The sequence below is a fragment of the Mycobacterium sp. UM_WGJ genome (genome assembly GCF_000455125.1).
Lineage (GTDB): Bacteria > Actinomycetota > Actinomycetes > Mycobacteriales > Mycobacteriaceae > Mycobacterium.
Genome location: NZ_AUWR01000088.1, coordinates 1 through 24,681 on the forward strand (window position 1 = coordinate 1; position 24,681 = coordinate 24,681).

At 66.6% G+C, this 24,681-nt stretch carries 22 protein-coding genes; 9 read left to right on the forward strand and 13 right to left on the reverse strand.

Going from position 1 to position 24,681, the window contains the following annotated elements:
- The 5 genes from N416_RS21975 to lmeA form a co-directional block, all read right to left on the reverse strand.
- On the reverse strand, positions 1 to 240 hold a 240-nt coding region (locus tag N416_RS21975; RefSeq protein WP_036458772.1), incomplete at its 3' end, for a rhodanese-like domain-containing protein.
- 44 nt (positions 241 to 284) lie between these two features.
- Positions 285 to 749 (reverse strand): DUF4395 domain-containing protein, encoded by a 465-nt coding sequence (locus N416_RS0120130; protein WP_024443895.1) that lies wholly within the window; start codon positions 747 to 749, stop codon positions 285 to 287.
- A 93-nt stretch (positions 750 to 842) separates the two neighbouring features.
- Positions 843 to 932, reverse strand: a complete 90-nt coding sequence (locus N416_RS24370) for an Ms5788A family Cys-rich leader peptide (protein WP_369797625.1) — start codon at positions 930 to 932, stop codon at positions 843 to 845.
- Between the two features lie 29 nt (positions 933 to 961).
- On the reverse strand, positions 962 to 1,396 hold the full coding sequence (locus N416_RS0120135) for a co-chaperone YbbN (RefSeq protein WP_024443896.1): 435 nt from the start codon (positions 1,394 to 1,396) through the stop codon (positions 962 to 964).
- On the reverse strand, positions 1,393 to 2,184 hold the full coding sequence (lmeA, locus tag N416_RS0120140; RefSeq protein WP_024443897.1) for a mannan chain length control protein LmeA: 792 nt from the start codon (positions 2,182 to 2,184) through the stop codon (positions 1,393 to 1,395). The genes N416_RS0120135 and lmeA overlap by 4 nt, the downstream gene beginning before the upstream one ends.
- 61 nt (positions 2,185 to 2,245) lie before the next feature.
- Here lmeA and N416_RS0120145 point away from each other — a divergent pair, with 61 nt between their 5' ends.
- From N416_RS0120145 to N416_RS0120180, 8 genes are all read left to right on the forward strand, one after another.
- Positions 2,246 to 3,016 carry a response regulator transcription factor gene (locus N416_RS0120145; protein ID WP_024443898.1) on the forward strand — a complete coding sequence of 257 codons (771 nt, stop codon included), beginning with the start codon at positions 2,246 to 2,248 and terminating at the stop codon, positions 3,014 to 3,016.
- Complete coding sequence (gene mshD, locus N416_RS0120150; RefSeq protein ID WP_024443899.1) at positions 3,013 to 3,921, forward strand: mycothiol synthase; 909 nt, start codon at positions 3,013 to 3,015, stop codon at positions 3,919 to 3,921. The genes N416_RS0120145 and mshD overlap by 4 nt, the downstream gene beginning before the upstream one ends.
- 112 nt (positions 3,922 to 4,033) lie before the next feature.
- Positions 4,034 to 5,152 carry a phosphate ABC transporter substrate-binding protein PstS gene (pstS, locus tag N416_RS0120155; RefSeq protein WP_024443900.1) on the forward strand — a complete coding sequence of 373 codons (1,119 nt, stop codon included), beginning with the start codon at positions 4,034 to 4,036 and terminating at the stop codon, positions 5,150 to 5,152.
- Positions 5,153 to 5,199: 47 nt separating this feature from the next.
- Positions 5,200 to 6,180, forward strand: coding sequence for a phosphate ABC transporter permease subunit PstC (gene pstC, locus N416_RS0120160; RefSeq protein WP_369797626.1), 981 nt, complete (start codon positions 5,200 to 5,202; stop codon positions 6,178 to 6,180).
- Entirely contained in the window at positions 6,177 to 7,091 is a 915-nt protein-coding gene (pstA, locus tag N416_RS0120165; RefSeq protein WP_024443902.1) for a phosphate ABC transporter permease PstA, read from the forward strand. The genes pstC (N416_RS0120160) and pstA (N416_RS0120165) overlap by 4 nt, the downstream gene beginning before the upstream one ends.
- A gap of 52 nt (positions 7,092 to 7,143) precedes the next feature.
- Entirely contained in the window at positions 7,144 to 7,920 is a 777-nt protein-coding gene (gene pstB, locus N416_RS0120170; protein WP_024443903.1) for a phosphate ABC transporter ATP-binding protein PstB, read from the forward strand.
- 57 nt (positions 7,921 to 7,977) lie between these two features.
- Positions 7,978 to 9,084 carry a phosphate ABC transporter substrate-binding protein PstS gene (gene pstS / locus N416_RS0120175; RefSeq protein ID WP_024443904.1) on the forward strand — a complete coding sequence of 369 codons (1,107 nt, stop codon included), beginning with the start codon at positions 7,978 to 7,980 and terminating at the stop codon, positions 9,082 to 9,084.
- A 109-nt stretch (positions 9,085 to 9,193) separates the two neighbouring features.
- Positions 9,194 to 11,212: a serine/threonine-protein kinase PknD gene (locus N416_RS0120180; protein ID WP_024443905.1), complete on the forward strand. Its 2,019-nt coding sequence runs from the start codon at positions 9,194 to 9,196 to the stop codon at positions 11,210 to 11,212.
- Between the two features lie 134 nt (positions 11,213 to 11,346).
- Here N416_RS0120180 and pstA (N416_RS0120185) read toward each other — a convergent pair whose 3' ends face one another.
- From pstA (N416_RS0120185) to pstS (N416_RS0120195), 3 genes are read right to left on the reverse strand one after another with little or no spacing between them, the layout of a single operon-like run.
- A complete protein-coding gene (gene pstA / locus N416_RS0120185; protein ID WP_024443906.1) occupies positions 11,347 to 12,258 on the reverse strand; it encodes a phosphate ABC transporter permease PstA in 912 nt (303 codons plus the stop codon).
- The gene (gene pstC / locus N416_RS0120190) at positions 12,255 to 13,217 is read right to left on the reverse strand and encodes a phosphate ABC transporter permease subunit PstC (RefSeq protein WP_024443907.1); all 963 of its coding nucleotides are present in this window, start codon (positions 13,215 to 13,217) and stop codon (positions 12,255 to 12,257) included. The genes pstA (N416_RS0120185) and pstC (N416_RS0120190) overlap by 4 nt, the downstream gene beginning before the upstream one ends.
- Positions 13,214 to 14,329 (reverse strand): phosphate ABC transporter substrate-binding protein PstS, encoded by a 1,116-nt coding sequence (gene pstS, locus N416_RS0120195; RefSeq protein ID WP_024443908.1) that lies wholly within the window; start codon positions 14,327 to 14,329, stop codon positions 13,214 to 13,216. Before pstS (N416_RS0120195) ends, pstC (N416_RS0120190) begins: the two co-directional genes overlap by 4 nt.
- Positions 14,330 to 14,576: 247 nt before the next feature.
- Between pstS (N416_RS0120195) and hrpA the strand changes: the two genes are divergently transcribed.
- Positions 14,577 to 18,503: an ATP-dependent RNA helicase HrpA gene (gene hrpA / locus N416_RS0120200; protein WP_024443909.1), complete on the forward strand. Its 3,927-nt coding sequence runs from the start codon at positions 14,577 to 14,579 to the stop codon at positions 18,501 to 18,503.
- Here hrpA and phoU read toward each other — a convergent pair.
- The 5 genes from phoU to N416_RS0120225 form a co-directional block, all read right to left on the reverse strand.
- The gene (gene phoU, locus N416_RS0120205) at positions 18,492 to 19,160 is read right to left on the reverse strand and encodes a phosphate signaling complex protein PhoU (protein WP_024443910.1); all 669 of its coding nucleotides are present in this window, start codon (positions 19,158 to 19,160) and stop codon (positions 18,492 to 18,494) included. The two genes, hrpA and phoU, sit on opposite strands and share 12 nt — an antisense overlap.
- 54 nt (positions 19,161 to 19,214) lie before the next feature.
- Entirely contained in the window at positions 19,215 to 21,455 is a 2,241-nt protein-coding gene (locus tag N416_RS0120210; RefSeq protein WP_024443911.1) for an LCP family protein, read from the reverse strand.
- Positions 21,456 to 21,638: 183 nt separating this feature from the next.
- Positions 21,639 to 22,793: a tRNA dihydrouridine synthase DusB gene (gene dusB / locus N416_RS0120215; protein ID WP_255341895.1), complete on the reverse strand. Its 1,155-nt coding sequence runs from the start codon at positions 22,791 to 22,793 to the stop codon at positions 21,639 to 21,641.
- Positions 22,794 to 22,807: 14 nt separating this feature from the next.
- Complete coding sequence (locus N416_RS0120220) at positions 22,808 to 23,809, reverse strand: acyl-ACP desaturase (protein ID WP_024443913.1); 1,002 nt, start codon at positions 23,807 to 23,809, stop codon at positions 22,808 to 22,810.
- A 109-nt stretch (positions 23,810 to 23,918) separates the two neighbouring features.
- Entirely contained in the window at positions 23,919 to 24,503 is a 585-nt protein-coding gene (locus N416_RS0120225) for a TetR/AcrR family transcriptional regulator (protein ID WP_024443914.1), read from the reverse strand.
- Between the last annotated feature and the right edge of the window lie 178 nt (positions 24,504 to 24,681).

Below are 24,681 nucleotides of genomic sequence, written 5' to 3' on the forward strand. Positions count from 1 at the left end.
CACGGTGTCGTCGTTGGCGATACCGCGCTCGGAGAGCAGCTTGGAAAACGCGGACTCGTCGATGACGTCGCGCCGTACCGGGTCCTGCAAGTCCTTGCGCCAGTCCAGCCGGATCGCGCCCGGGATGTGGTTGATGTCATAGACGCTGGTGTCTTCGTCGACTTCGACGAACACGGTGTTGGGCGCGTCGAGATTGCTCTCAGCCCAGTCGGTGGAGACCAGGACGTCAGAGCGTGCCATGGTGGGAATCCTTTCTGGCTATTCCAGGGGAGATGCTGTGGTGGTTACGCCGTATCCGGCCGCAGCCGTACGACGAGTGGGTAGAGCTGGCAGCCCAGACAGATCCCGAAGGCGGCATTGAGAAAAGCGGCCGCCAGCGCAAACGCGGTGGCGATCAGGCCGAGCCCCGGCGCGAACGCGAACCCGGCGACCCCGACCACGGCAAACACCAGGCCGACGAGCTGGGCGAAGCGCAACGGCGCCGTCGGCTCACGCTCGGTGACCGGCCCCAGCCGCGGCGCCACCAGCCGGGCGAACAGCAGGCCGTAAGGGTGGCGGCGGGGGCCCGAGATGGCGCCGATCGCGAAGACGACGGCTTGGGCGGCCAGCAGGCCGGCCGCGACCGCCGGGCGAAATTCGGCGATCAGCAAGACGGCCACCAGTACGGCGGTGGTGATCCAGGCGGCGAACCGGGGACCCCGGACGTCTACCTGTTGTATCTGGGCGGTGTCGGTGTCGATGTCCCGCATGAAATGCTCCCTGCTGCTGTCGTGGCGAGTGGCTGGTGGAGACATGCCACGGCTTTCCCGGGCGGCTCCGCTAGCGACGCGAAAACGCGCGTCTCAGCGGCAACGACAACAACAGCAGCCCGCGGTGCGGCACAGGTCGACTGCGCGGCGCTTGGTGAGCACAAGCTCAAGGCGGGCGAACACGGCATACAGCCTACCCAACCCAGGGGCGGTCAAGCCAACAGAGGTTCCAGCGCAGAACGCAGGTCCGCGGTCGTCGGGACGCCCGCGGCGCGGTACCGTCGGCGTCCCTCGCCGTCGAAAATCACAGTGGTCGGCAGTGACAGCACCGAAAACCTGCGCGCGGCTTCGGGATTGGCGTCGATGTCGATCTCGTGATGGGCCACCTTCGCCGGGCCCCCGAGGTCATCACAGACTTTCTCCACCACCCGGCGCACGCCGGCGCACGGTCCGCACCACGGCGCCGAGAAATGCACCACCGCGGGGCGTCCCGGTTCCAGCCCCAAGAAGGCGGCCTCGGAAGCGGCGGCGTCGTCGCCTTGAGTCCCGGAGTCGGGCAGCTGGCGCAACACCCCGGCCCGCCGGTTCAGCCACCATCCGGTCGCGGCGGCGAACACCAGGGCGGCGACGATCGCGACGATGCTCATCTTGGGCGGAACTCCGGCAGGGTGACCGTCATTCCGTCGGCGATGCCCTCGATGATCACATCGGAGCCGCGCGCACCCTGACTGGTCGGTACCAACCCGAACGGCAGCCGCTGCTGCGGCAAACTGCCGCGGAACGCGGTGAGCACTGCGGCGCGCTGCTCATCCGGCACACTCTGGTCGGCGGTGTCCGGGCCGGTGAGGATGCCGGTCGGGGTGATCACCAACGTGCTGTGATCTTCCCCACCGATGGACAGGTCCACGGCCACGCTCACCCGCTTGCCGAATCCCTCCGGCGTGCCGGTGAAGACCAGCCCGTGGCTGCTCGAGATTCCGGACTCCGTGGTGCCGCCGGTGTTGTCGTTGGTCTCGGCCGGCGGCGCCTCCACCATCAGGTCGCGGATGCCCAGGTAGCGGCCCAAATGCACAGAGCCGATGATAATTCGGCTCTCCAGTCTGGCCACCGGGATCGGGGCGTCCGGCCGAAACCGCCAGGTGGCCTGGGTCAGGTCGACCGAGTGCATCGTGGCCTCCAGCATCGACTTGCCGATAATCGGCTGCTCGACGGCCGGGGCCTTTATCTCCACCTCGGTGTAGTGATCGCGGCGCGCCTGCGGCAGAAACGGGAAACCCAGGATCGCCACGAACGGGTCTGCGCGCAGGGCCGTGGCCTGCCGTACTGCCCGTGACAACTGGTACTCGGCGTAGACGCTCGCGCCGAAATCGACCCCGGCGGTCACCAAGACCAGTGCCGCGATCGCGGCCGACATACCGATAAGCACCCTGCGCACTAGGTCATTCTGGCAGGTCGCACGCTATCGTTAGATCACCTGGGACGCTGGAGGGCCTCTATTGGAGCTACTGCTGTTGACCGCTGACCTGCACCCCGACGGGGTGTTGCCGTCGCTGTCGCTGCTTGCACACACTGTGCGGACCGCCGCGCCCGAGGTTTCTGCGCTGCTTGAGGCCGGTTCGGCCGAGGTGGTTGTGGTCGACGCGCGCACCGATCTGGCCGCGGCACGCGGGCTGTGCCGGCTGCTGAGCGCCACCGCGGGATCGGTCCCGGTGGTCGCGATCGTGACCGAGGGCGGACTGGTGGCGGTCAACGCCGAGTGGGGTATCGACGAGATCCTGCTTCCGGGTACCGGACCAGCCGAGACCGACGCCCGGTTGCGGCTGCTGACCGGGCGCCGCGGCGCGCCTGCCGCCGAGCAGGCCTCCGGTCAGACCAAGCTCGGCGAGCTGGTGATCGACGAGGGCACCTACACCGCGAGGCTGCGGGGCCGTCCGCTGGACCTGACCTATAAAGAGTTCGAGCTGCTCAAGTACCTCACTCAACACGTCGGCCGGGTCTTCACCCGGGCGCAGTTGTTGCAGGAGGTCTGGGGCTACGACTTCTTCGGCGGTACGCGCACGGTCGACGTGCACGTTCGGCGGTTGCGCGCCAAGCTCGGGCCGGAATACGAGTCGCTGATCGGCACGGTCCGCAACGTCGGCTACAAAGCGGTTCGGCCGGTGCGGGGCCACTCCTCGACCGCCTCCGACGAAGAGGACGACAACGACATGGTCGAGGACCTCGATGGCGCCGACGGCGGTGCGCCCGAGCCGCTGACCAGTCAGTGACCGCCCCGCAATGGCATGTCGCACTGACCGATGACCAGCAGCGGCAGATTCGCGAGCTGATCACCGCTGCCGGCCGTCAGGACGGCGTCGCGCCGGTGGGGGAGCAGGTACTGCGGGAGCTCACCGCTTCCCGCACCGAACATCTGGTCGCCGGTGACGGCGCAACGGTGCTGGGCTATCTGAATCTGACCGCGGGCTCGCAGGACGCCGCGCCGATGGCGGAACTGGTGGTGGCGCCGCACGCCCGGCGGCGCGGTATCGGGGCGGCGATGGTCCGCGCCGCGCTGGCCCACCGTGATGGCGGCAGCCGGTTCTGGGCGCACGGCACTCTGCCCGCCGCCCGAGCCACCGCCGAGGCGCTAGGACTGACCGCGGTGCGTGAACTGCTGCAGATGCGCCGGTCGCTGCGGGGCGTGCCGGAGCCGAAGGTTCCTTCCGGGGTGACGATTCGCACCTATGCGGGCCCCGACGACGACGCCGAACTGCTGCGGGTCAACAACGCCGCGTTCTCCTGGCACCCCGAGCAGGGCGGCTGGACGGCGGGGGACCTGGCCCAGCGCCGCGCCGAGGCATGGTTCGATCCGGCCGGACTGTTTTTGGCGTTCGACGGACCGGTGCTGCTGGGGTTTCACTGGACCAAGATCCACTCCGGCAAACCGGGCGCCGAACGTGCCGGGGAGGTCTACGTGGTGGGCGTCGATCCGGCCGCCCAGGGCCGCGGTCTGGGCCGGGTGCTGACCGAAATCGGCCTGGTCTACCTGGCGGACCGGCTGGCCGACGTCGAGGAGCCGATCGTGCTGCTCTACGTCGAGGCGGACAACACCGCGGCGTTGCGCACCTACGAGCAGCTGGGCTTTGTCGTGCACAGTGTCGATACCGCTTACGCCGCGGTGGACCAGTTCTGAGGCGGCTCCGGAATCTATTCACCGCCCGTTCATCTGGCAGGTGGTTGCCATCCATAAGTGCCGCATACGTTCCCGGAGAGATTGGAACGCCGAAGCGAGAAAGCGAGAACTGATGAAACGCACAAAGGCGGGTCTTGCGCTGGTAGCGGCCGCAATGACCGGTCTGGCGCTCAGTGGCTGCGGCAGCGACGACAACGCCGCAAGTCCGGCGGGAACCGGCACCACCTCCGGCAAAGCCGACTCCGCCGAGTGCGCCGGTAAGGACACGCTGACCGCTGAGGGATCGACTGCTCAGCAGAACGCGATCGCTGTGTTCAACCAGGTGTGGGGCAAACAGTGCTCGGGCAAGAACCTGTCGTACAACCCGACCGGGTCGGGCGCGGGCCGCGAGCAGTTCATCGCCGGGCACGTCGACTTCGCCGGGTCGGACTCGCCGCTGAGCGAGGCGCAGGTCGCCGAGGCGGCCGACCGCTGCGGCCAGAACCCGGCATGGCACCTGCCGCTGGTGTTCGGACCGGTCAGCATCGCCTACCACCTCGACGGGGTGGAGAACCTGGTCCTCAACGGCGACGTGCTGGCCCGGATCTTCAGCGGCGCCATCACCAGCTGGAACGACCCCGCGTTGGTGGCCCTCAACCCGGGCGAGGAACTGCCGGCGATCGCCATCACGCCGATCTACCGCTCGGACTCGTCGGGCACCACCGACAACTTCCAGAAGTACCTCAGCGCGGCAGCGCCGCATACCTGGACCAAGGGCGAGGGCAGCGAATTCCAGGGCGGCGTCGGCGAGGGCGCGCAGAAGTCGGCCGGCGTCGTGCAGGCGGTCCAGAGCACGCCCGGTGCCGTCGGCTATGTCGAGAAGGGCTTCGCCGACCAGGCCAACCTGCGGTCGGCGATGATCGACTCGGGCTCTGGAGTGGTCGCCGCAACCGATGAATCGGCTGGTGTCGCGATTCAGTCCGCTGGGTTCGTGTCCGAGGACAGCAACGACATGCGGCTGGACCTCAGGTCGCTTTACGGCACCAAGCAGGCCGCGGCCTACCCGCTAGTCTTGGTTACCTATGAGATCGTCTGCTCCAAGGGCTACGACCCCGACACGTCGGCGGCCGTGAAGTCCTTCCTGAGGACGGCCTCCACCAGCGGCCAGGACGAATTGTCGTCCGCTGGTTACGTCCGGCTGCCGGACCAGTTGAAACGGCGCTTGAGTGCCGCCATCGACGCGATCCAGTAGCCGCCGTGCGCAAGCGATGAGGGGGTGTAGGCATCGCTGACTCGTCTGTGTCCGCGCCTGCATCGACGCCGTCGGTGACCCCGACGGCGTTGCGGTCCACCGGAAGCCGACTGCAAGATCGGCTGTTCCGCCTGGTCGCAGAAGGCTCCGGGGTGCTGATCATCGTCTTGATCAGCGCCGTCGGAGGCTTCCTGCTGCTGCGGGCGATACCCGCGCTGCAGCGCAACCGGGAGAACTTCTTCACCTACGGCGGCAGTTGGGTCACCACCAACACCTCCGCCATGCACTTCGGCATCGCGGAGATGCTGCAGGTGACGGTGTTCGTCTCGGTGTTCGCCCTGTTGCTGGCCATGCCGGTTGCTCTGGGCGTCGCGGTCTATCTCGCCGAATACGCACCGCGACGGCTCGTCGGGATCCTGGGCTACCTGGTCGAACTGCTGGCCGCCGTGCCGTCGATCATCTACGGAGCCTGGGGCCTGTACGTGCTGGCCCCACAGTTGCGCGGCGTCGCGCTATGGCTCAACGAGCATCTCTCCGGATTCTTCCTGTTCGCCGACGGCAACGCCTCGGTGGCGGGCGGGGGCACCATCTTCACCGGCGGAATCGTGCTGGCGGTGATGATCCTGCCGATCATCACCGCGGTCACCCGCGAGGTGCTGGCTCAGACGCCCCGCGGTCAGGTCGAGGCCGCCCTGGCGCTGGGGGCGACCCGCTGGGAGGTGGTCAAGATGGTGATGCTGCCGTTCGGCCGCTCTGGCTACATCAGTGCCGCGATGCTGGGCTTGGGCCGAGCGCTCGGTGAGACGGTCGCGTTGCTGATCATCCTGCGCTCCACACAGAAGGCGTTCAACTGGTCGCTGTTCGACGGCGGTTCCACCTTCGCCACCAAGATCGCCGCCACCGCATCGGAATTCAACGATCAGTACAAGGCGGGCGCCTACATCGCAGCCGGCCTGGTGCTGTTCGTGCTGACACTTATCGTCAACGCGATGGCGCGCGTCGCGATCACCCAGAAGGTTCATTCATGACCGCGTTGCTGGACCGGCCCGTCAAGCTGCGCACTTTCGCGGGGGTGGGCCTGCGCCGACGGGTGGCCGATTCGATTGCGACGGTGCTGGTCACCGCCGCGATGGCCTTGGCGTTGGTGCCCTTGGTATGGGTGATGTACTCGGTGTTCGACTTCGGTTTCGGTGCCGTCAGCACCAGTACCTGGTGGACCCATTCGCAGGCCGGCATGACGGCGTTCGTGGCCGGCGGCGGTGCCTACCATGCGATCATCGGGACCCTGCTGCAAGGACTGCTGTGCGCGGCCATCTCGATCCCGATTGGGATCTTCGTCGCGATCTATCTGGTCGAATACGGTGCCGGTACCCGACTGGGCAAGCTCGCGACCTTCATGGTCGACATCCTCACCGGGGTGCCGTCGATCGTTGCAGCGCTGTTCGTCTACGCGTTGTGGGTGGCCACCTTGGGATTTCACCGGTCCGGCTTCGCGGTGTCGCTGTCGTTGGTGCTGCTGATGGTGCCGGTGATCGTGCGAGCCACCGAGGAGATGCTGCGGATCATTCCGATGGACCTGCGCGAGGCCAGCTACGCGCTGGGCGCCCCGAAGTGGAAGACCATCACCAGCATCGTGATTCCGACCGCGCTGTCGGGCATCGTCACCGGAATTCTGTTGGCGCTGGCCCGGGTGATGGGCGAGACCGCGCCGCTGTTGATCCTGGTGGGCTATTCGCAGGCGATCAACTTCGATATGTTCCACGGCTTCATGGGGTCGCTGCCGGGCATGATGTATGACCAGACGTCGGCCGGTGCGGGCGCGAGCGCGGTTCCCACAGATCGGCTCTGGGGCGCTGCGCTGACTCTCATCCTGCTGATCGCGATACTCAACGTCGCGGCCAGGTTCGGGGCGCGCATCTTCGCTCCCAAGAAGTTCTAGATCTGTCTGGACAACCAGCGCGTAGCGGTGGGCGAACAAGGAGAGCTGCACGGTGGCTAAAAGGTTGGATCTCACCGACCTCAACATCTATTACGGGTCGTTTCACGCGGTGGCCGACGTGTCGCTGTCGGTTGCGCCGCGAAGTGTCACCGCGTTCATCGGTCCGTCCGGATGTGGCAAGTCGACCGTGCTGCGCACCCTCAACCGGATGCACGAGACCACGCCGGGGGCCCGGATCGAGGGCTCGGTGCTGCTCGACGGCGAGAACATCTACCGTCCCGGAATCGACCCGGTGGGCGTTCGTCAAGCCGTCGGAATGGTATTTCAGCGCCCGAATCCCTTCCCCACCATGTCCATTCGCGACAACGTCGTGGCCGGCCTCAAACTGCAGGGAATCCGCAACCGCCGCATGCTCGACGAAACCGCGGAGTTCTCCTTGCGTGGGGCGAACTTGTGGAACGAGGTCAAAGACCGGCTGGACAAGCCGGGCGGCGGGCTCTCCGGTGGGCAACAGCAGCGGTTGTGCATCGCGCGGGCCATCGCGGTGCAACCCGATGTGCTGTTGATGGATGAGCCTTGCTCGGCGCTGGATCCGATCTCGACGATGGCCATCGAAGAGCTGATCTCCCAGCTCAAGCAGGACTACACCATCGTCATCGTCACCCACAACATGCAGCAGGCGGCGCGGGTGAGTGATCAGACGGCGTTCTTCAACCTGGAGGCCGTCGGGAAGCCCGGCCGGTTGGTCGAGATCGACGGCACCGAGAAGATCTTCTCTAATCCGAGACTTAAGGAAACCGAGGACTACATCTCGGGTCGCTTTGGCTGACTTATTACCGGATTCGGCTACCGTGTGGTTGCCACGCCGACTGCCGAAGGAGCGCCGTTGAGGATCAACCGATTCGGTATCGTCTCGAGCCTACTGGCGGCCGTACTGCTGACGGTCGTGGCTTGCGGTGGTGGCGGATCGTCATCGGTCTCGGGCGCGGGCTCGTCAGCGGTGCAGTGCGGCGGCAAGCAGAGGCTGACCGCGAGCGGGTCGACGGCCCAGGCGCACGCCATCGAACAGTTCGTTTACGCCTACATCCGGGCTTGCCCCGACTACACCCTGAACTACCGGGCCAACGGCTCTGGCACCGGCATCGCCGAATTCTCCAGTGGGCAAACGGAATTAGCCGGTTCCGACTCTCCTCTCGATCCGTCGAACGGTGAGCCGCAGCGGGTGGCCGCGCGGTGCGGCTCAACGCCTTGGCACCTGCCTACGGTCTTCGGTCCGATTGCCGTGACCTACAACATCGGCGGCGTCAATGAACTCGACCTCGATGGGCCCACGTTGGCCAAGATCTTCAACGGCACCATCACCAAGTGGGATGACCCCGCGGTGAAAGCTCTCAACAAGGACGCGGCATTGCCTGCCGAGCCCATCCACGTGGTGTACCGCAGCGACGACTCCGGAACCACCGACAACTTCCAGAAGTACCTCGACGTCGCCTCCGACGGCTCCTGGGGCCGCGGCGTGGGCAAGACCTTCAACGGAGGTACCGGGGTCGGAGCCGCCGGCAACGACGGCACCTCGGCGATGCTGCGCACCACCGAGGGGGCGATCACCTACAACGAGTGGTCCTACGCGGTGGGTCGCGAGCTCAACATGGCCCAGATCATCACGTCGGCGGGTCCGCAACCGGTGAACATCTCCGTCGACTCGGTGGATAAGACCATCGCCGGCGCCAAGTTCAGCGGTGCCGGCAACGACCTGGTGGTGGATACCTCGTCGTTCTACAAGCCGACTGTGGCGGGCGCCTACCCGATCGTGCTGGTGACCTACGAGATCGTCTGCTCCAAATACCCCGACCCCTCGACGGCGCAAGCGGTCAAGGCGTTTATGCAAGCGGCGATCGGCGACGGACAGCAGGATCTGGACCAGTACGGCTATATTCCGCTGCCGCCGGAATTCACGTCGAAATTGAAGACGGCGGTCGACGCTATTTCCTGATCGTCGAGGTCTGCGGCGATCCATTTTGACTGGTAACCTTTGGTTAATCTTCTGTTCACCGCAACAGTTGATCGCGTGATGCCAAACCTGACCGGGTGAATGGAGCGTCGTGAACAATAACGGACCGGCTTCCCAGGTGGGTTCCCAATTCGGTCCTTACCGGTTGCTTCGGCTGCTGGGGCGAGGTGGCATGGGTGAGGTCTATGAGGCCGAGGACACCCGCAAGCACCGATCGGTCGCACTGAAGCTGATCGCCCCCGTACTGTCGGGCAATCCGGCATTCCGAATCCGGATGCAACGCGAGGCCGACGCCGCGGGCCGGCTGACCGAGCCGCACGTGGTGCCCATCCACGACTACGGCGAGATCGACGGCCAGATGTTCGTCGAGATGCGGCTGATCGACGGCAACGACCTCGGCATGGAGTTGCAGCGCTCCGGCTCGCTGGCCCCGGCGCGCGCCGTGGCGGTGATCGAACAGGTGGCCGCCGCTCTGGATGCCGCGCACGCCAGCGGAATCACCCATCGCGACATCAAGCCGGCGAACATCCTGCTCACCCGCGATGATTTCGCCTACCTGGTCGATTTCGGCATCGCCCGGGCCGCGGCAGATCCCGGCCTGACCCAGACCGGGATGGCGCTGGGCACCTACAACTACATGGCGCCCGAGCGGTTCAGTGGGGGCGAGGTCGACTACCGTGCCGACATCTATTCGTTGGCCTGCGTGCTGAGCGAGTGTCTGAGCGGTCAGCCGCCGTACCGGAGCGAGACCATTGAACGACTGATCGCCTCCCATCTGATGGAGCCCGCCCCGCGGCCCAGCCAGCTGCGGCCGGGCCAGGTACCGATCGGATTGGACCAGGTGATCGCCAGGGGGATGGCGAAGAATCCGCGGGAGCGATACAGCAGCGCCGGCGACCTGGCCCGCGCCGCACATGATGCGCTCACCACCGCGGAGCAGCATCAGGCCGCGATGATCGTCCAGCAGGGCGGTGTGGCCACCCGAATGGCCAGCGCCGTCAGTGCCTCCACCAACGGCGGCGCGAGCTCTCCGGCCAACGGCAACCGCCAACAGCCGGCCGGCTACGCACACCGTGCCTATGAAGCGAACTCCTACGACCAGCCACACGAGCAGACTCAGATGCGGCCCGTCCCGAGCGGGTGGCGGGACCGGCCGGCGGCGCAGCCCCCGGCCGCCGCACCGGCGTTTGCCGCCGAGGCAAAGAACCGTGGGAATCGCCGATGGTTGGTGCCGGCCGCGGCCGCCGCGGCGCTGCTGTTAGCCGCCGGTGTGGGGGGCTACGCGGTCACCCACCGTTCGGAGACATCGCCCGGGACGACGGTGTCGGCGAACGGGCAGAGTGTGCTGCCCTTGGAGGGGCTGAGCTTCCGGCTCTCCCCGGGTGGATTGGCGCTGGACAGCAGCGGAAACGTCTACGTCACCAACCAGAGCATGTACGGCCGCGTGGTGAAGTTGGAACCGGGATCGAACACCCCGGTGATGCTGCCGTTCACCGGGCTCTACGAACCGCAGGGCGTAGCCGTCGATCGGGCCGGCGCGGTGTACGTCACCGACTTCAACAATCGGGTGGTGAAGCTGGACCCGGATTCCCACGTCCAGTCCGAGCTGCCCTTCACCGGGCTGAACTACCCGGAAGGCCTGGTGGTGGACAACGACGGCAGCGTCTATGTCGCCGACCGGGGTAACAATCGGGTGGTCAAGTTGCCGGCCGGGGCCGCCGCCCAGGTGGTGCTGCCGTTCGCCGGGCTGCACAATCCCGACGACGTGGCTGTCGACTCCTCCGGCAATGTCTACGTCACCGATACCGACAACGATCGGGTGGTGCGGCTCGCCGCGGGATCCAATACCCAGAGCGTGCTTCCGTTCACCGGTCTCGATGCCCCGTGGGGCGTCGCCGTCGACGGGGCCGGCAGCGTCTTCGTCACCAACCACGACAGCCACACGGTGGTGAAGCTGACCGCCGGGGCCAACACCCAGACGAAGCTGCCGTTCACCGGCCTGAACACCCCACTACAGGTCGTGGTCGGTGCGGACGGCACCCTCTACGTCGCCGACCGGGGTAACAACCGGGTGGTGAAACTGGTCGGCGGCACCGAACCGCGGGGCTGATGCGGCGGTTCCAGCGTCGGCTCTCCTTCGTCGAGCCTCGCTAAACCGCGGGGCTGATGCGGCGGTTCCAGCGTCGGCTCTCCTTCGTCGAGCCTCGCTAAACCGCCGGGTTGATGCGGCGGTTCCAGCGCCGGTCAGCGGTCGTGGACGGAGGTGAGCCGCGTCGCCACCGCTGCCACGATCGCGCTCACTGCGACCAGGATGATCAGCGTCAGCGCGGCACCCCAGACTCGGGCGGCCCCGGCGGCCTCCGGGTTCCCCAGCTCGGAGTAGATCAGCAGCGGCAGCGAAGACATGTTGTCGCGAAAGACGTCATAGTTGATCGAGCGGCTGTAGCCCACCAGCACCAGTACGGGGGCGGTCTCGCCGATGATCCGGGCGATCGACAAGAAGATCCCCGACAGGATGCCGGAGAGCGCGGTGGGAATGACGATGCGCAGGATCGTCTTCCATCGCGGCACCCCTAGGGCGTAGCTGGCCTCCCGCAGCTCGTCGGGGACCAGGCGCAGCATCTCCTCGGTGGAACGCACCACGATCGGCAACATCAGCAGTGCCAGCGCCAGCGACACCGCGAAGGCGCTCTGCTCGAAGTTGAGGGTGGCGATCCACAGGCTGAAGACGAACAGCGACGCCACGATCGAAGGCACTCCGGCAAGCACGTCGACCATGAAGGTGGTCAAACGCGCCCAGCGGCCGCCGCCGTACTCGATCAGGTAGATCGCCGTCATCAGCCCCAGCGGTACCGCCAGTACGGTGGCCATCCCGGCTTGCACCAAAGTGCCGTACAGCGCGTGGTACACCCCGCCGGCGAGCTCTTCGGGCAGTACGCCGCGCAGTGAGTGCGTCCACCAGCTGAGATTGGTGATCGCGTGCCAACCGCGAGACACCACGACCCAGAGCAGCCAGACCAATGGGACCGCCGCGACGGCGAACGAGGACACGAACGCCGCCGTGGCGAGCTTGTCCGTCAGCCGACGCCGAAGGCTGAGGTGATCGCGACGCGGCACCGATGGTTTGACCGGCGTGTCGAGCAGTTGGGCGGTCATCCGTTGACCTTGCCGCCGGCCACCGCGCGCGCGGCGGCATTGACGAAGAATGTGAGTGCGAACAATGCGAACCCCGCGGCGATGTAGGCGCCGGTCGGCAGTGGAGCGCTGAACTCCGATGCCGCCGACGCGATTTTGGAGGCGAACGTGTACCCGCCATCGAACAGCGACCAGTTCCCGGGCTTGGCCGCGGCCCGCAGGATGATCAGCATCGCGACCGTCTCGCCCAGCGCCCGTCCCAGGCCCAGCATCGCCGCGGCGATCACGCCGCTGCGGCCATAGGGCAGCACGGCCATGCGGACCACCTCCCACCGAGTGGCGCCCAGGGCTTGGGCGGCTTCGATGTGAGCGAATGGGGTCTGCCGGAATACCTCCCGCGAGACCGAGGTGATGATCGGCAGGATCATCACCGCCAGCACGATGCCCGCGGTGAAGATCGTGCCACCGCCGGCCAGCGACACGTTGCCCTTATGGAACAGGAACAGCCAGCCGAAGTGACTTCGGAGGAATCGCATCATCGGCACCAGCATCGGCGCCAGCACAAAGATCCCCCAGAGGCCGAAGATGATGGACGGCACCGCTGCCAGCAGGTCGATCACCACGGCAAACGGTCGGGTCAACCGCCGGGGTGCGTACTGGGTGAGGAAGATCGCGATGCCCACCGAGATCGGTACCGCCAATATCAACGCGAACACCGAACTCAACACCGTGACCATCAGCAGGTCCCGGATGCCGAACGACAGGTGATCGGGATCGTTGGTGCGGAAGTCCGGGCTGGTGAAGAAATTCGCCTCGTTGGCCAGCAACGACGGGACGGCGCGCACCAGCAGGAAGATCGCGATCAGCGCGATCGCCACCACCACCGTCGATCCGGCCGAGACCGCGGCCGCCCGGAACAGCCGCTCACCGCGCGGCGAGCGGCTGTTCGCCAAGGGCGTCGAGGGAAGCCCGGGGGTCACGAGATGGCGTCGACCGCGGACGCCAGGCGAGCCTTGAAAGGCTCGGGGATCGGCACATAGCCGTTGTCGGCCAGACCGCTCTGGCCCGCGCCGATGGTGGACTTCAGGAACAACCGCACCGCGGTACCGACGTCAGCCTCCGGGTACTTCGAGCACACTACCTCGTAGGTGGCGAGCACGATCGGGTAAGAGCCCGTCTGAGTCGGCTGGTAGAACGACGCCGTGTCGAGCACCAGGTCGTTACCTTGCCCCTTGATCGTGGCACCGGCGATGGTCTTACCGACCGACTCGGTGCTGATCGCGACCGGATCGGGCCCGGCGGAGGTGACGATCTGGGCAGTCGCCAGATTCTTGGCCTGGGCGAATGACCACTCGTTGTAGGTGATCGCCCCCTCGGTGGAGGCGATGGCTCCGGCCGTGCCGTCGTTGCCCTTGGCGCCTTCACCGACGCCACCATTGAACGACTTGCCGACGCCCTTGCCCCAGGCCCCGCCGGAGGCGGCATCCAGGTACTGCTGGAAGTTGTCGGTGGTCCCGGACTCGTCGCTGCGGAACACCACGTGGATCGGCTGGGCGGGCAGCGTGGCCGTCGGGTTGAGCGCCTTGATTGCTGCGTCATCCCAGCTGGTGATGGCTCCGTTGAAGATCTTCGCGGCGGTCGGGCCGTCGAGAATCAGCGTGTCGACGCCCGGGATGTTGTAGGTGATCGCGATGGGGCCGAACACCACCGGCAGGTTCCATGCCGGGGATTCGCAGCGCTGCTGCGCCTCGGCGTAGTCGTCGCCGCTCAGCGGAACGTCGGAGCCGGCGAAGTCGGTCTGGCCGCCCACGAACTCCCGGATACCGGCGCCCGATCCGTTGGCCGTGTAGTTGACGTTGTGGTCGGGACACTCGTCGATGAACGCCTTGACGAACCGGGCCATCGCGTTCTGCTGGGCGGTCGATCCGCTGGCTTTCAGCGTGTCCGTGCCGCCGCAGTTGCCGCCCGCGGCCGCCGAGCTCGAGGTCGTCTTCTCACCGGTGTCGGCGTTCTTATCGCTGCCGCACCCGGATAACACCAATGCGCCGGTCGCCACAATGCCCAGCGTCGTGCCAATTCCGTTCAGTTTCACTTTGCCCTTTCGCAGACAAATTAGGGTGATGATCACTGGCGCGCCATCACGGATCAACCCGGCCGGTAATTCGCAACATCGCGTGCTATCCGGGTCACTTCTCTATTTAATGCGGTGCACGAAGGTTACGGTAGGGTGAACAGCCATGATCTAACGGTGGAATTCTGGTGGAATTGGGATGACGCTGATAATGACTGGCTAAATGCCAGATGACAGGTGGGTCGCCCCGGCCCGTAAGCTTCGCGAAGTGGTGGAACCGTCCGTCGCGCAGTTGCGCACGCTCCTCGATGAGCTGACCCTGCGGGACGCGGTCTACTTCGGACGGCGCCTGAAGGACCTGCGGGGCGCAAAGCCCGAGCAGGTGCGAAAACTGGCCGAGCGGATGGGCGAGGCCCAAGCGCTGGTTGCCGCGCGCCGGGCCGCAGTGCCGGATGTCCGCTATCCCGACCTGCCGGTCAGCGCCCGCCGCGACGAGATCGCCGCGGCGATTCGGGATCACCAGGTCGTGGTGGTGGCCGGCGAGACCGGTTCCGGTAAAACCACTCAGCTGCCCAAGATATGCCTGGAGCTCGGTCGCGGAATTCGCGGCACCATCGGCCACACCCAGCCGCGGCGGCTGGCCGCCCGCACCGTTGCTCAGCGCATCGCCGACGAATTGGCCAGCCCGCTAGGCGATGTCGTCGGGTACGCGGTCCGGTTCACCGACCGGGTGTCCGATCGGACCCTGATCAAGCTGATGACCGACGGCATCCTGCTCGCCGAGCTCGAACGCGACCGGCGGTTGCTGCGCTACGACACGCTGATCATCGACGAGGCGCATGAACGCAGCCTCAACATCGACTTTCTGCTCGGCTATCTGCGGGAGTTGTTGCCGCGCCGGCCAGATCTGAAGGTGATCATCACCTCGGCCACCATCGAACCTCAGCGCTTCGCAGCGCACTTCGCCCACGGCGGTGGCCCTGCGCCGATCGTCGAGGTGTCCGGCCGCAGCTACCCGGTGGAAATCCGGTATCGCCCACTGGAGCTCCCGGTCAGCCCGGAGGTCGCAGACGATTCCACCGACCCCAACGACCCGGATCGAGAGATCATCCGGACCGAGACGCGCGACGAGATCGAGGCGATCGTCGACGCGGTGCACGAACTGTCCGCCGAACCGCCCGGCGACATTCTGGTGTTCCTGTCCGGCGAACGCGAGATCCGCGACACCGCCGAGGCTCTCGGCGGGCTGCCCAACACCGAGATTCTTCCGTTGTACGCGCGGCTGTCCACCGCAGAGCAGCAGAAGGTGTTCGCCCGGCCCCGATCGGGGCCGCAGAAGAACCGCATTGTGCTGGCCACCAACGTGGCTGAGACATCGCTGACGGTACCGGGCATCCGCTACGTGATCGATCCGGGCAACGCACGTATCTCCCGCTACAGTCGCCGGCTGAAGGTGCAGCGGCTCCCGATCGAACCCATCTCGCAGGCCTCCGCCGCCCAGCGCAGCGGCCGGTGCGGCCGCACGGCGCCCGGGATCTGCATCCGGCTCTACAGCGAAGTCGACTTCGACACGCGACCGCGCTACACCGACCCCGAGGTGTTGCGCACGAACCTGGCGGCTGTGTTGCTGCGGATGGCGTCGCTGCGGCTGGGTGCGGTGGAAGACTTCGGCTTCCTCGACCCTCCCGATTCGCGCAGCATCCGCGACGGGGTCGCGTTGCTGGTCGAACTCGGGGCGTTCACCGCGCAGGGGGCGATCACCGATGTGGGCCGTCGGCTGGCACGGCTGCCGGTGGACCCGCGCTTGGGCCGGATGATCCTGGCTGCTGAGACCGAGGGCTGTGTGCGCGAGATGCTGGTGCTCGCCGCCGCCCTGACCATCCCCGACCCCAGGGAGCGGCCGGTCGATCGGGAGGAGGCGGCCCGGGCCAAACATGCCCGGTTCGTCGACGACGATTCCGACTTCACCGCCTACCTCAACTTGTGGTCGTACCTATCAGAGCAGCGGAAGGCTTTGAGCGGCAGTGCGTTTCGCCGCATGTGCCGTAATGAGTTCCTGCACTACCTGCGGATTCGGGAATGGCAGGACCTGGTCGGTCAGCTGCGCAGCATCGCCGCCGATATCGGCATCCGTGAATCTGGTGAGCCCGCTCAACCGGCTGCTGTGCACGCTGCGTTGTTGGCCGGGTTGTTGTCGCATGTCGGGATGCGGCGCGAGGACGGCCGGGAGTTCGCCGGTGCACGCAACTCGAAATTCGTGTTGGCGCCCGGATCGGTGCTGGCCAAACGACCGCCGCGCTGGACGATGGTCGCTGAACTGGTGGAGACCAGCCGGCTGTTCGGGCGGACCGCCGCGCGCATCCAGCCGGAAACCGTCGAGCGGGTGGCGGGCGATCTGGTGCAGCGCAGCTACAGCGAGCCGCATTGGGATGCCAAGCGCGGCGAGGTGATGGCCTTCGAAAAGGTGACGCTCTACGGGTTGCCGCTGGTGGCGCGCCGCCGGGTGGGCTACGCCCGGGTGGAGCCCGTGGTGGCCCGCGCGCTGTTCATCCGGCATGCGCTGGTCGACGGCGACTGGGTGGCCCGGCACCGATTCCTCGCCGACAACGCAGCGCTGCGCACCCAGCTGCAGGAGCTGGAGGACAGGGTCCGTCGTCGCGACCTGATCGTCGACGACGACACCGTGTATGACCTCTACGACACAAGGATTCCCGCCGAGGTGGTCTCGGCACGGCACTTCGACGGCTGGTGGAAGAAGCAGCAGAAGATTACCCCTGACCTGCTGACCTTCACTCGCGATGAGCTGCTGCGGGCCGACGAGACACTCGGCGCCGACCGGCCGGACAGTTGGGCGACCGCCGATCTCGCGTTGCCGCTGAGCTATCGCTTCGAGCCGGGCGCCGCCGACGACGGGGTCACCGTCCATGTCCCGATCGATGTGCTGGCACGCCTCGGCGGCGACGAGTTCGCCTGGCAGGTACCGGCGCTGCGCGAAGAGCTGATCACCGCGCTGATCCGCTCCCTGCCCAAAGACCTGCGTCGTAACTTTGTCCCGGCGCCCGACACCGCGCGCGCGGTGCTGTCGTCGATCGGGCCGTCAGGCGAGCCGCTGCTGGAGACGCTGGTCCACGAGCTGCGTCGCCGCACCGGTGTGCTGGTCGGAATCGATGCCTTCGACCTGGACAAGCTTCCCGCGCACTTGAGGGTCACCTTCGCGGTGGAGGCCGCCGACGGCACAGAGGTGGCTCGCGGCAAAGACCTTGGCGTCTTGCAGGATCGGCTGGCGGCGTCCGCCCGCGCGGCGGTCGCCGATGCGGTCGGCGCGGAGCTGGAACGCAGCGGGCTGCGCAGCTGGCCGGACGACGTGGACACGCTGCCGCGGGTCGTGCAGCGGGTGGTAGCTGGGCGCGCCGTTCGTGGCTTCCCGGCTTTTGTCGATGCCGGTGCCACCGCGCAGCTGCGGGTGTTCTCCACCCAGGCGCAGCAGGGCTCCGCGCTCGGCCCCGGTATCCGCCGGTTGCTGCGCTGCGACATTCCTTCGCCGGTCAAAACTGTGGAGCGTCAGCTGGATTCGTCGACCCGGCTGATGCTCAAGGCGAACCCGGATGGGACGTTGGCCGCGCTCATCGACGACTGTGCCGACGCTGCGACCGATGCGTTGGCACCAATACCGGTGTGGACCCGCGACGAGTACACAGTGCTGCGGAATAGGGTGGCCGCCGAGCTGGTGCCGACCACGGTTGACGTGATTACCCGAGTTGCGCAGGTGCTGGCCGCGGCCCGTGACACCCAAGTGGCGCTGCCGGCGCAGCCGCCGCCCACCCAGGCCGAGGCGTTCGCCGATATCGTCGGCCAGCTGGATGCGCTGCTGGCGCCCGGTTTTGTCACCGCCACCGGTCGCGCGCATCTTGGGGATCTCATCCGCTACCTCACCGCGGTCCGTCGCCGGGTGGAGCAGCTGCCCCGCGCGTTGCAGGCTGACCGGGAACGGATGGCTCGGGTACACGCGGTGCAGCATGCCTACCAGGACCTCTTGGCGACCCTGCCCACCGCTCGCCATCGCGACAACGATGTGCGCGACATCGCGCGCCAGATCCAAGAGCTACGGGTGAGTCTGTGGGCTCAGCAGCTCGGTACCCCGCGCCCAGTCAGCGAACAGCGCATCTACCGGGCGATCGACGCGCTACTCGCTTGACGGCAGGGTGTGCTCGTCGGGAAACTTGCCAGTCGCCTGGAAGATCACCCGACGAGCGACCTCGACGGCGTGGTCGGCGAACCGCTCGTAGAACCGCCCGAGCAGCGTCACGTCCACGGCTGCGGCCACTCCGTGCCGCCACTCCTTGTCCATCAGCACCGAGAACAGGTGCCGGTGCAGGTCGTCCATCGCGTCGTCTTCTTCGCGGATCCGGGCGGCCTTTTCCGGGTCGCGCGACAACAGCACCTCTTGCGCACTGTTGCCCAACTCGACTGCAAGCCTGCCCATTTCGGCGAAGTACCCGTTGACCTCTTCGGGCAGTGCGTGCTGCGGGTGGCGACGGCGGGTGATCTTGGCGACGTGCAGGGCCAATGCGCCCATCCGGTCGATGTCGGCCACCATCTGAATGGAGCTGACGATCGCGCGCAGGTCCCCGGCAACCGGGGCCTGCAACGCCAACAGCACAAAGGAGCTTTCCTCGGCGCGGGTACTCATCGCGGCGATCTGCTCGTGATCGGTGATCACCTGCTCGGCCAGCATCAAGTCGGCTTGCAACAGGGCCTGGGTGGCGCGTTCCATTGCTGCCCCGGCCAAGCCGCACATCTTGCCGAGCTGTTCGGCCAGATCCGAGAGTTGCTCGTGGTACGCGGTTCGCATGCCCTCAAGACTAACCGTGGACCGCGATCCGCGCGGGTTGGGCGGGAGTGGGCGCTACTCGCAGGTGGTGTCGGCGGCGTTGGTGACGGTCAGGTCATCGGGTAGTTCGGTCGGCTCGACGCTGGCACCGCGGTTGAGTTGCACACTGACCTGCGAGCCGCTGGCGACGGGCTTGGTCACGGCACGGAAGTCTGACCCGAGCACGACGCGGACGATGCCGCCCAGTCCGCTGACCCGCTCGATCGGCGCGCCCGACAATGCCGAGGACACCGTGGCGGCGGCCTGCTCGTTTCCGGGGGAGTACAACACTTTGGTGGCCTTGACGGTGCCGGGGTAGTCGTCGGCGTTGTCGACGTTGAAGCCCCACCGTTGCAGGCTTTCGGAGGTGGCGCCGGCCAGGCCGGATTGCTCGGTGGCGTTGGACACCCGGACCATGACATCGGCGGGTGAGGTCGTGACTGCGTGCACCTGTTCGCTGAGCGGTTTGACCACCGGGTCGGTCGGGGCGCCGGGCACAACGGTGGACGGGGTCGTGGGGCTGGCTGCCGCCGTGGTCGGAACCGCGGTGGCGTTGTGGTCGTTCTCGCCGGGCAGTGGGTCATCGTTGATGATGGCGTCGAACAGTGCCCGCATGTCATCCATCCGGGGGACCTCGTCGCCGTTCTCATCGGTCTCACTTGTCGGCACCGTGACGAAGGTGATGTGGCCGGCGGCGACCTTCTGCAAAGACTGGCCGAGGTTCACCAGGTCTTTGGTCGTGACGTTGTCCACCGAGCTGTCGCCGATGAACATGTTGACCACGTTGTTGAGCTTGGTCGGCGAGAAGAAGGTGTTGGTGGAGATCAACGAACGCAGCAGCGACGACAGGAACAGCTGCTGACGCTTGATGCGACCGTAGTCCCCGTTGTCCTCGGTGGTGACGTGCCGGGCTCGTACGTAGTTCAGCGCGGTGCCGCCGTTGACTCGCTGGCGTCCGGTGTCTTCGAGGACGCTGCCCAGCACCAGGTCGTATAGCGGGCTGGGGGTGCACACCTCGACTCCGCCCAGCGCGTCGACCATCTTGCCGAATCCGACGAAGTCGACGGCCATGAACCGGTTGATCGCCAGTCCGGACAGTTTCTGAATCTCCTTGACCAGGCACTTGGGTCCGCCGAAGGCGTACGTCGAGTTCAGCTTCGTCTCGGTGTAGACGATGTCGTCGCCGTAGGTTCCGGATTCCTCGTCATAGATCGGCCCGTAGGCACCGGTCGCGGAATTCCAGGCCTCGCACTGGATCGGGGTGATCGCCAGGTCGCGGGGGAACGACACCACCACCACGCGTTTCCGGTTCGCCGGGATGTTGACCAGCATGATCGTGTCGGAGCGAGCTCCGTCGGCGTCTTCGGTGCTGCCGGCGCCGATGGCGCTGTTGGCGCCGGCGCGGGTGTCGGCGCCGACGATCAGGAAGTTCTCGTCGCCGTACTGGCCGGCCGCATCGAGAATGTCGTGCGAGTTGGGGTCCAATGCGCTGACGTGGTTGAGGCTGCGGTTTTTCGAAGAGCTCCACTGCCAGGCCGACCCGGTCAGCACCAGGGCGAGGATCGCCATCATGGCCGCGACCGCCCGTCCGGCGAGCCGCGCCCGGTGATGGGGCCCGTGCGGGGCCGGTTCGGCGACCGCCGGCGGCGTGCGGCGAGGCGGGTCGATTCGCGCCGGCGGTTCAGCGAGGTTCGACGGAGGAGAGGCGAAGCTGGGACCGCCGTATAAACCCCGCAGCATGTCGGGTCCGAATGAACCCGGCAACTCGGTGGTGGCTGGCAACTCGTCCCAGTCGGGGGCACCGGCCGGCTCGAGTGATGTGCCGTGAATACGGTCGAGGTCGGGCACTTCCGACGGGTAGGCCACTTCGGCGATGTCGGGCATGGGGTCCGCTACATCGGCGAGTTCGAGCGCCGCATACTCGGACTCGGGCTCGAAAACGGCGGCGGCCTCGGCCGGCTCGACGGGTTCCACGGGTTCGACGAACTCGGCTACTTCGCGACGTTCGGGTGGCACTGCGGCGGCCCGGCGCTGACTGCGTCCACCGGATGGCGGAGGCTCGGCATTGACCCTGGCGATCAGGTCGGCGACGCTCACCGACCCGTTGCGACGCCGGGACGCGTTTCGCCGGTGCGGGACGGGGGCGTCCGCAGGCGAGTTCTGCCAGCGCTCCCAAGGTGCGGGTCCGGGCGGTGTCATTGTCATCAGCTGACGGTCGCCGTCATCGGGGCCCTCCGGAGCCCAGCGGCCAGGAGTGGCGCTATCGCCGTCACTCATGTCCTCAGGAGCCTCCGAGTCTTCGGTACCAGCGCGCGTCGCTCGCACGCCGATGCGGTACGGATGATCGGCATTGATCTCCGCACCTGGATCTGCCTCCGCAGAGACGATCCCTGCCTGGGGCAATAAGGTACTTAGTCTACTGAGAACTTTCCAGACACGCGATGTCGACAAAGTCTCATTTCAGCCACCAGAGTGCATAATGTCCGCGCCGGCCGGCACCGCACAGTCATCCGGGTCGTCCAACCAGCCTTCGGGCAGGGTGACCTTGGCCGGTGAGCCCTGACGTCCGCGAGGGCCGGTGGCGGCCGCGGGGAAAGGGACGGAGCCGTCCAGCTGCGTGAGCAGCCCGTCGAGTTCGGACAGCGTGGTCACCATCGCCAGCTCGCGCCGCAGCTCGGAACCGGCGGGGAATCCGTGCAGGTACCAGGCGACATGCTTGCGGATCTCGCGCATGCCCTTGTCCTCGCCGAAGTGTTGGGCCAGCAGGTCGCCGTGGCGGCGGATGATGTCGGCGACTTCGCCCAGCGTGGGCGGAGTGGGGGCGGGCCGGCCTGCGAAAGCCGCCGAGAGCTCGGCGAACAACCACGGGCGCCCCAGGCAGCCACGGCCGATCACTACCCCGTCACAGCCGGTGGCCGCCATCATGGCCAGCGCATCGCCGGCTTCGAAGATGTCTCCGTTGCCCAATACCGGAATCGACCGGACCTGCGCTTTGAGCGCCGCGATCTGCTCCCAGTCGGCGGTGCCGGAATAGCGCTGCGATGCGGTCCGGGCGTGCAGGGCCACCGCTGCGGCCCCTTCGGTCTCGGCGATGCGCCCGGCGTCCAGATGGGTGTGGTGGGCGTCATCGATGCCGATCCGGAATTTCACGGTCACCGGAATATCGGTGCCGGCAGTGCCGCGCACCGCCGCGGCGACGATATTGCCGAAGAGCCGGCGCTTGTAGGGCAGCGCCGACCCGCCGCCGAGGCGGGTCACCTTGGGCACCGGGCAGCCGAAATTCATGTCGATGTGGTCGGCGAGTCCTTCATCGGCGATCATCTTCGCCGCGGCGTAAGTGGTGTCGGGGTCGACGGTGTAAAGCTGCAGCGAGCGCGGTGACTCCTCCGGCCCGAACGTTGTCATGTGCAAGGTGGCGGGGTGTCGTTCGACGAGCGCGCGTGCGGTCACCATCTCGCAGACATAGAGCCCGCTCACCGTTCCGACCCGGGACTGTTCCAACTCGCGGCACAGAGTGCGGAAGGCGACGTTGGTGACGCCGGCCATCGGTGCCAGCACCACGGGACTGGCGAGCTGGAGCGATCCGATCCGCAGTGCAGGCTGCGTCTCGACCAGGCCGCCACCATTGACTACGGCGCTGATGGCTCCAACACCTTCTTGGCGGCGCGCTTCTCGGCCATCTTGGCCTCGCGCTCGAGCCGGCGTTGCTTGGCCAGCTCGAACTTCTCGCACGTGTCGTCCAACTCGGCGACGATCTTGCCGATCTCCTCTTGGTAGCGGGCTGCCTCGCCGCTGAACTCTCGCTCCAGGATGCCCCACTTCTTCAGCACCGGCATCACCACGTCGTCGCGGTGGATGATGGGGTCATAGACGCCGCCGACTGCGATGATCACGGCCTTGCGGCGAAACTCCGGGACGACGAATCCGGGCATCTGGAAGTTGGCCAGCACCCGGTGCAGCGAGCGCATCGCCTGTTCCGGCGCGATGTCGAAGCCGACGGCACTGACATCGCGGTAGAAGATCATGTGCAGGTTCTCGTCGTGCGAGATCCGGGCCAGCAGCTGGTCGGCAATCGGGTCGTTGCAGGCCTGGCCGGTGTTGCGATGCGAGATCCGGGTGGCCAGTTCCTGGAAGCTGACATAGATGACCGAGTCGAACAGGCTCTCGGCGAACAGGTCGCCGGAGACCTGGTGGTTCTGGCCCGGGCTGAAACCGCGGTTGACGGTCTCCATCCGCAGCGTTTCCAGTTCGATGGGGTCGCAGTTGCGGGTGACCACCAGGTAGTCGCGCAGGGCGATACCGTGCCGGTTCTCCTCAGCGGTCCAGCGGTTGACCCAGGTGCCCCAGGGGGCGTCCATGGTGAAGTTCATCGCGATCTCGCGGTGATACGAAGGCAGGTTGTCCTCGGTGAGCAGGTTCTGCACCATTGCGGTCCGAGCGACCTCGGACAGTTTCGACTGCTCAGGATGCCAATCTTGCCCACCGAGCGCGTAGTAGTTCTTGCCCTCCGACCAGGGGATGTAGTCGTGGGGGTTCCAGTCCTTGGCCATCGAGAAGTGTCGGTTGATGAGCTTCTCCACGACAGGCTCGAGCTCGTGCAGCAACTCTACGTCGGTCCATTCCCGCGTCATGCCAGCTCCCCAGATATCTGTGTCGACTAGTTGCAGGCAATATATCTGTACCTGTCGGTAGCATCAAGTTTTCCCGATGCGTGTTTGGCTGTGAACTTGCGGCCCCGGCTTAGCGCGAGATCTGAGCGCTGAGCAGCATGCCGACGCAGAAGTCGATGAACTGGCCGCGGCTGGCCTGGAGTCGGCCGTCCAGGTAGGCCGCGAACAGGGTGGTCAGCGCGCCGATCAGGCCGGTCGCCACCATCTGCTGGACTGCCGCATCATCGATACGAGTCAGGGTGCGCTGCAGCATCACGATAAAGTCCGGCATCCATTTGGCGCCCGCGCTGGCCAGCGCAGGCTCGCGCTCCGGGGCCAGTAGCAACGCCCGGCCACGCGCTGGGTCATCGACCATGAGGGTGATGAAGCCTTCCACGGCTTCTCGGGGGCTGCGGACCGACAGCATCGCCGCCAGCGCCCGTGTGCACACGTCGTCATATACCTCGCGCACAAACTCGTCGCGGTCGGCGAAGCTCTCGTAGAAATAGCGCTCGGTCAGTGCGGCCGCGCGACATACCGATCGGATAGTCAGCGTGGGTCCACGTGCATCACCGAGCAGCTGCACCCCGACGGCGAGAAACTCGTCTCGGCGTAAGGCCTGACGCTCTGCCAGTGGGACCCCGGACCAGCGGTCCCGGCGTTGACTGGAAGACAATTCGCATCTCCCCTCGGCTCGATTTGACAACGTGCGTAGTCAAATTCGGCGACGCTCGATGTGGGTTCCATCATGACGTAAGGCGTTCGGGCCAAGTGAACGCCCCGCCGGGGCGTGTCGGCCGGTGACGCCGGGCCGTGGCGGCCACACGACGCCCCATTGGTCCAGACAATAAGGC

What these genes read in the sequence shown, in the direction of transcription:
- N416_RS0120130 (WP_024443895.1), bottom strand. Translation starts at nt 749, where the DNA reads ATGCGGGACATCGACACCGACACCGCCCAGATACAACAGGTAGACGTC.
- N416_RS0120135 (WP_024443896.1), bottom strand. Translation starts at nt 1,396, where the DNA reads ATGAGCATCGTCGCGATCGTCGCCGCCCTGGTGTTCGCCGCCGCGACC.
- pstS (WP_024443900.1), top strand. Translation starts at nt 4,034, where the DNA reads ATGAAACGCACAAAGGCGGGTCTTGCGCTGGTAGCGGCCGCAATGACC.
- pstA (WP_024443902.1), top strand. Translation starts at nt 6,177, where the DNA reads ATGACCGCGTTGCTGGACCGGCCCGTCAAGCTGCGCACTTTCGCGGGG.
- pstA (WP_024443906.1), bottom strand. Translation starts at nt 12,258, where the DNA reads ATGACCGCCCAACTGCTCGACACGCCGGTCAAACCATCGGTGCCGCGT.
- phoU (WP_024443910.1), bottom strand. Translation starts at nt 19,160, where the DNA reads ATGCGAACCGCGTACCACGAGCAACTCTCGGATCTGGCCGAACAGCTC.
- N416_RS0120210 (WP_024443911.1), bottom strand. Translation starts at nt 21,455, where the DNA reads ATGAGTGACGGCGATAGCGCCACTCCTGGCCGCTGGGCTCCGGAGGGC.
- N416_RS0120220 (WP_024443913.1), bottom strand. Translation starts at nt 23,809, where the DNA reads ATGACGCGGGAATGGACCGACGTAGAGTTGCTGCACGAGCTCGAGCCT.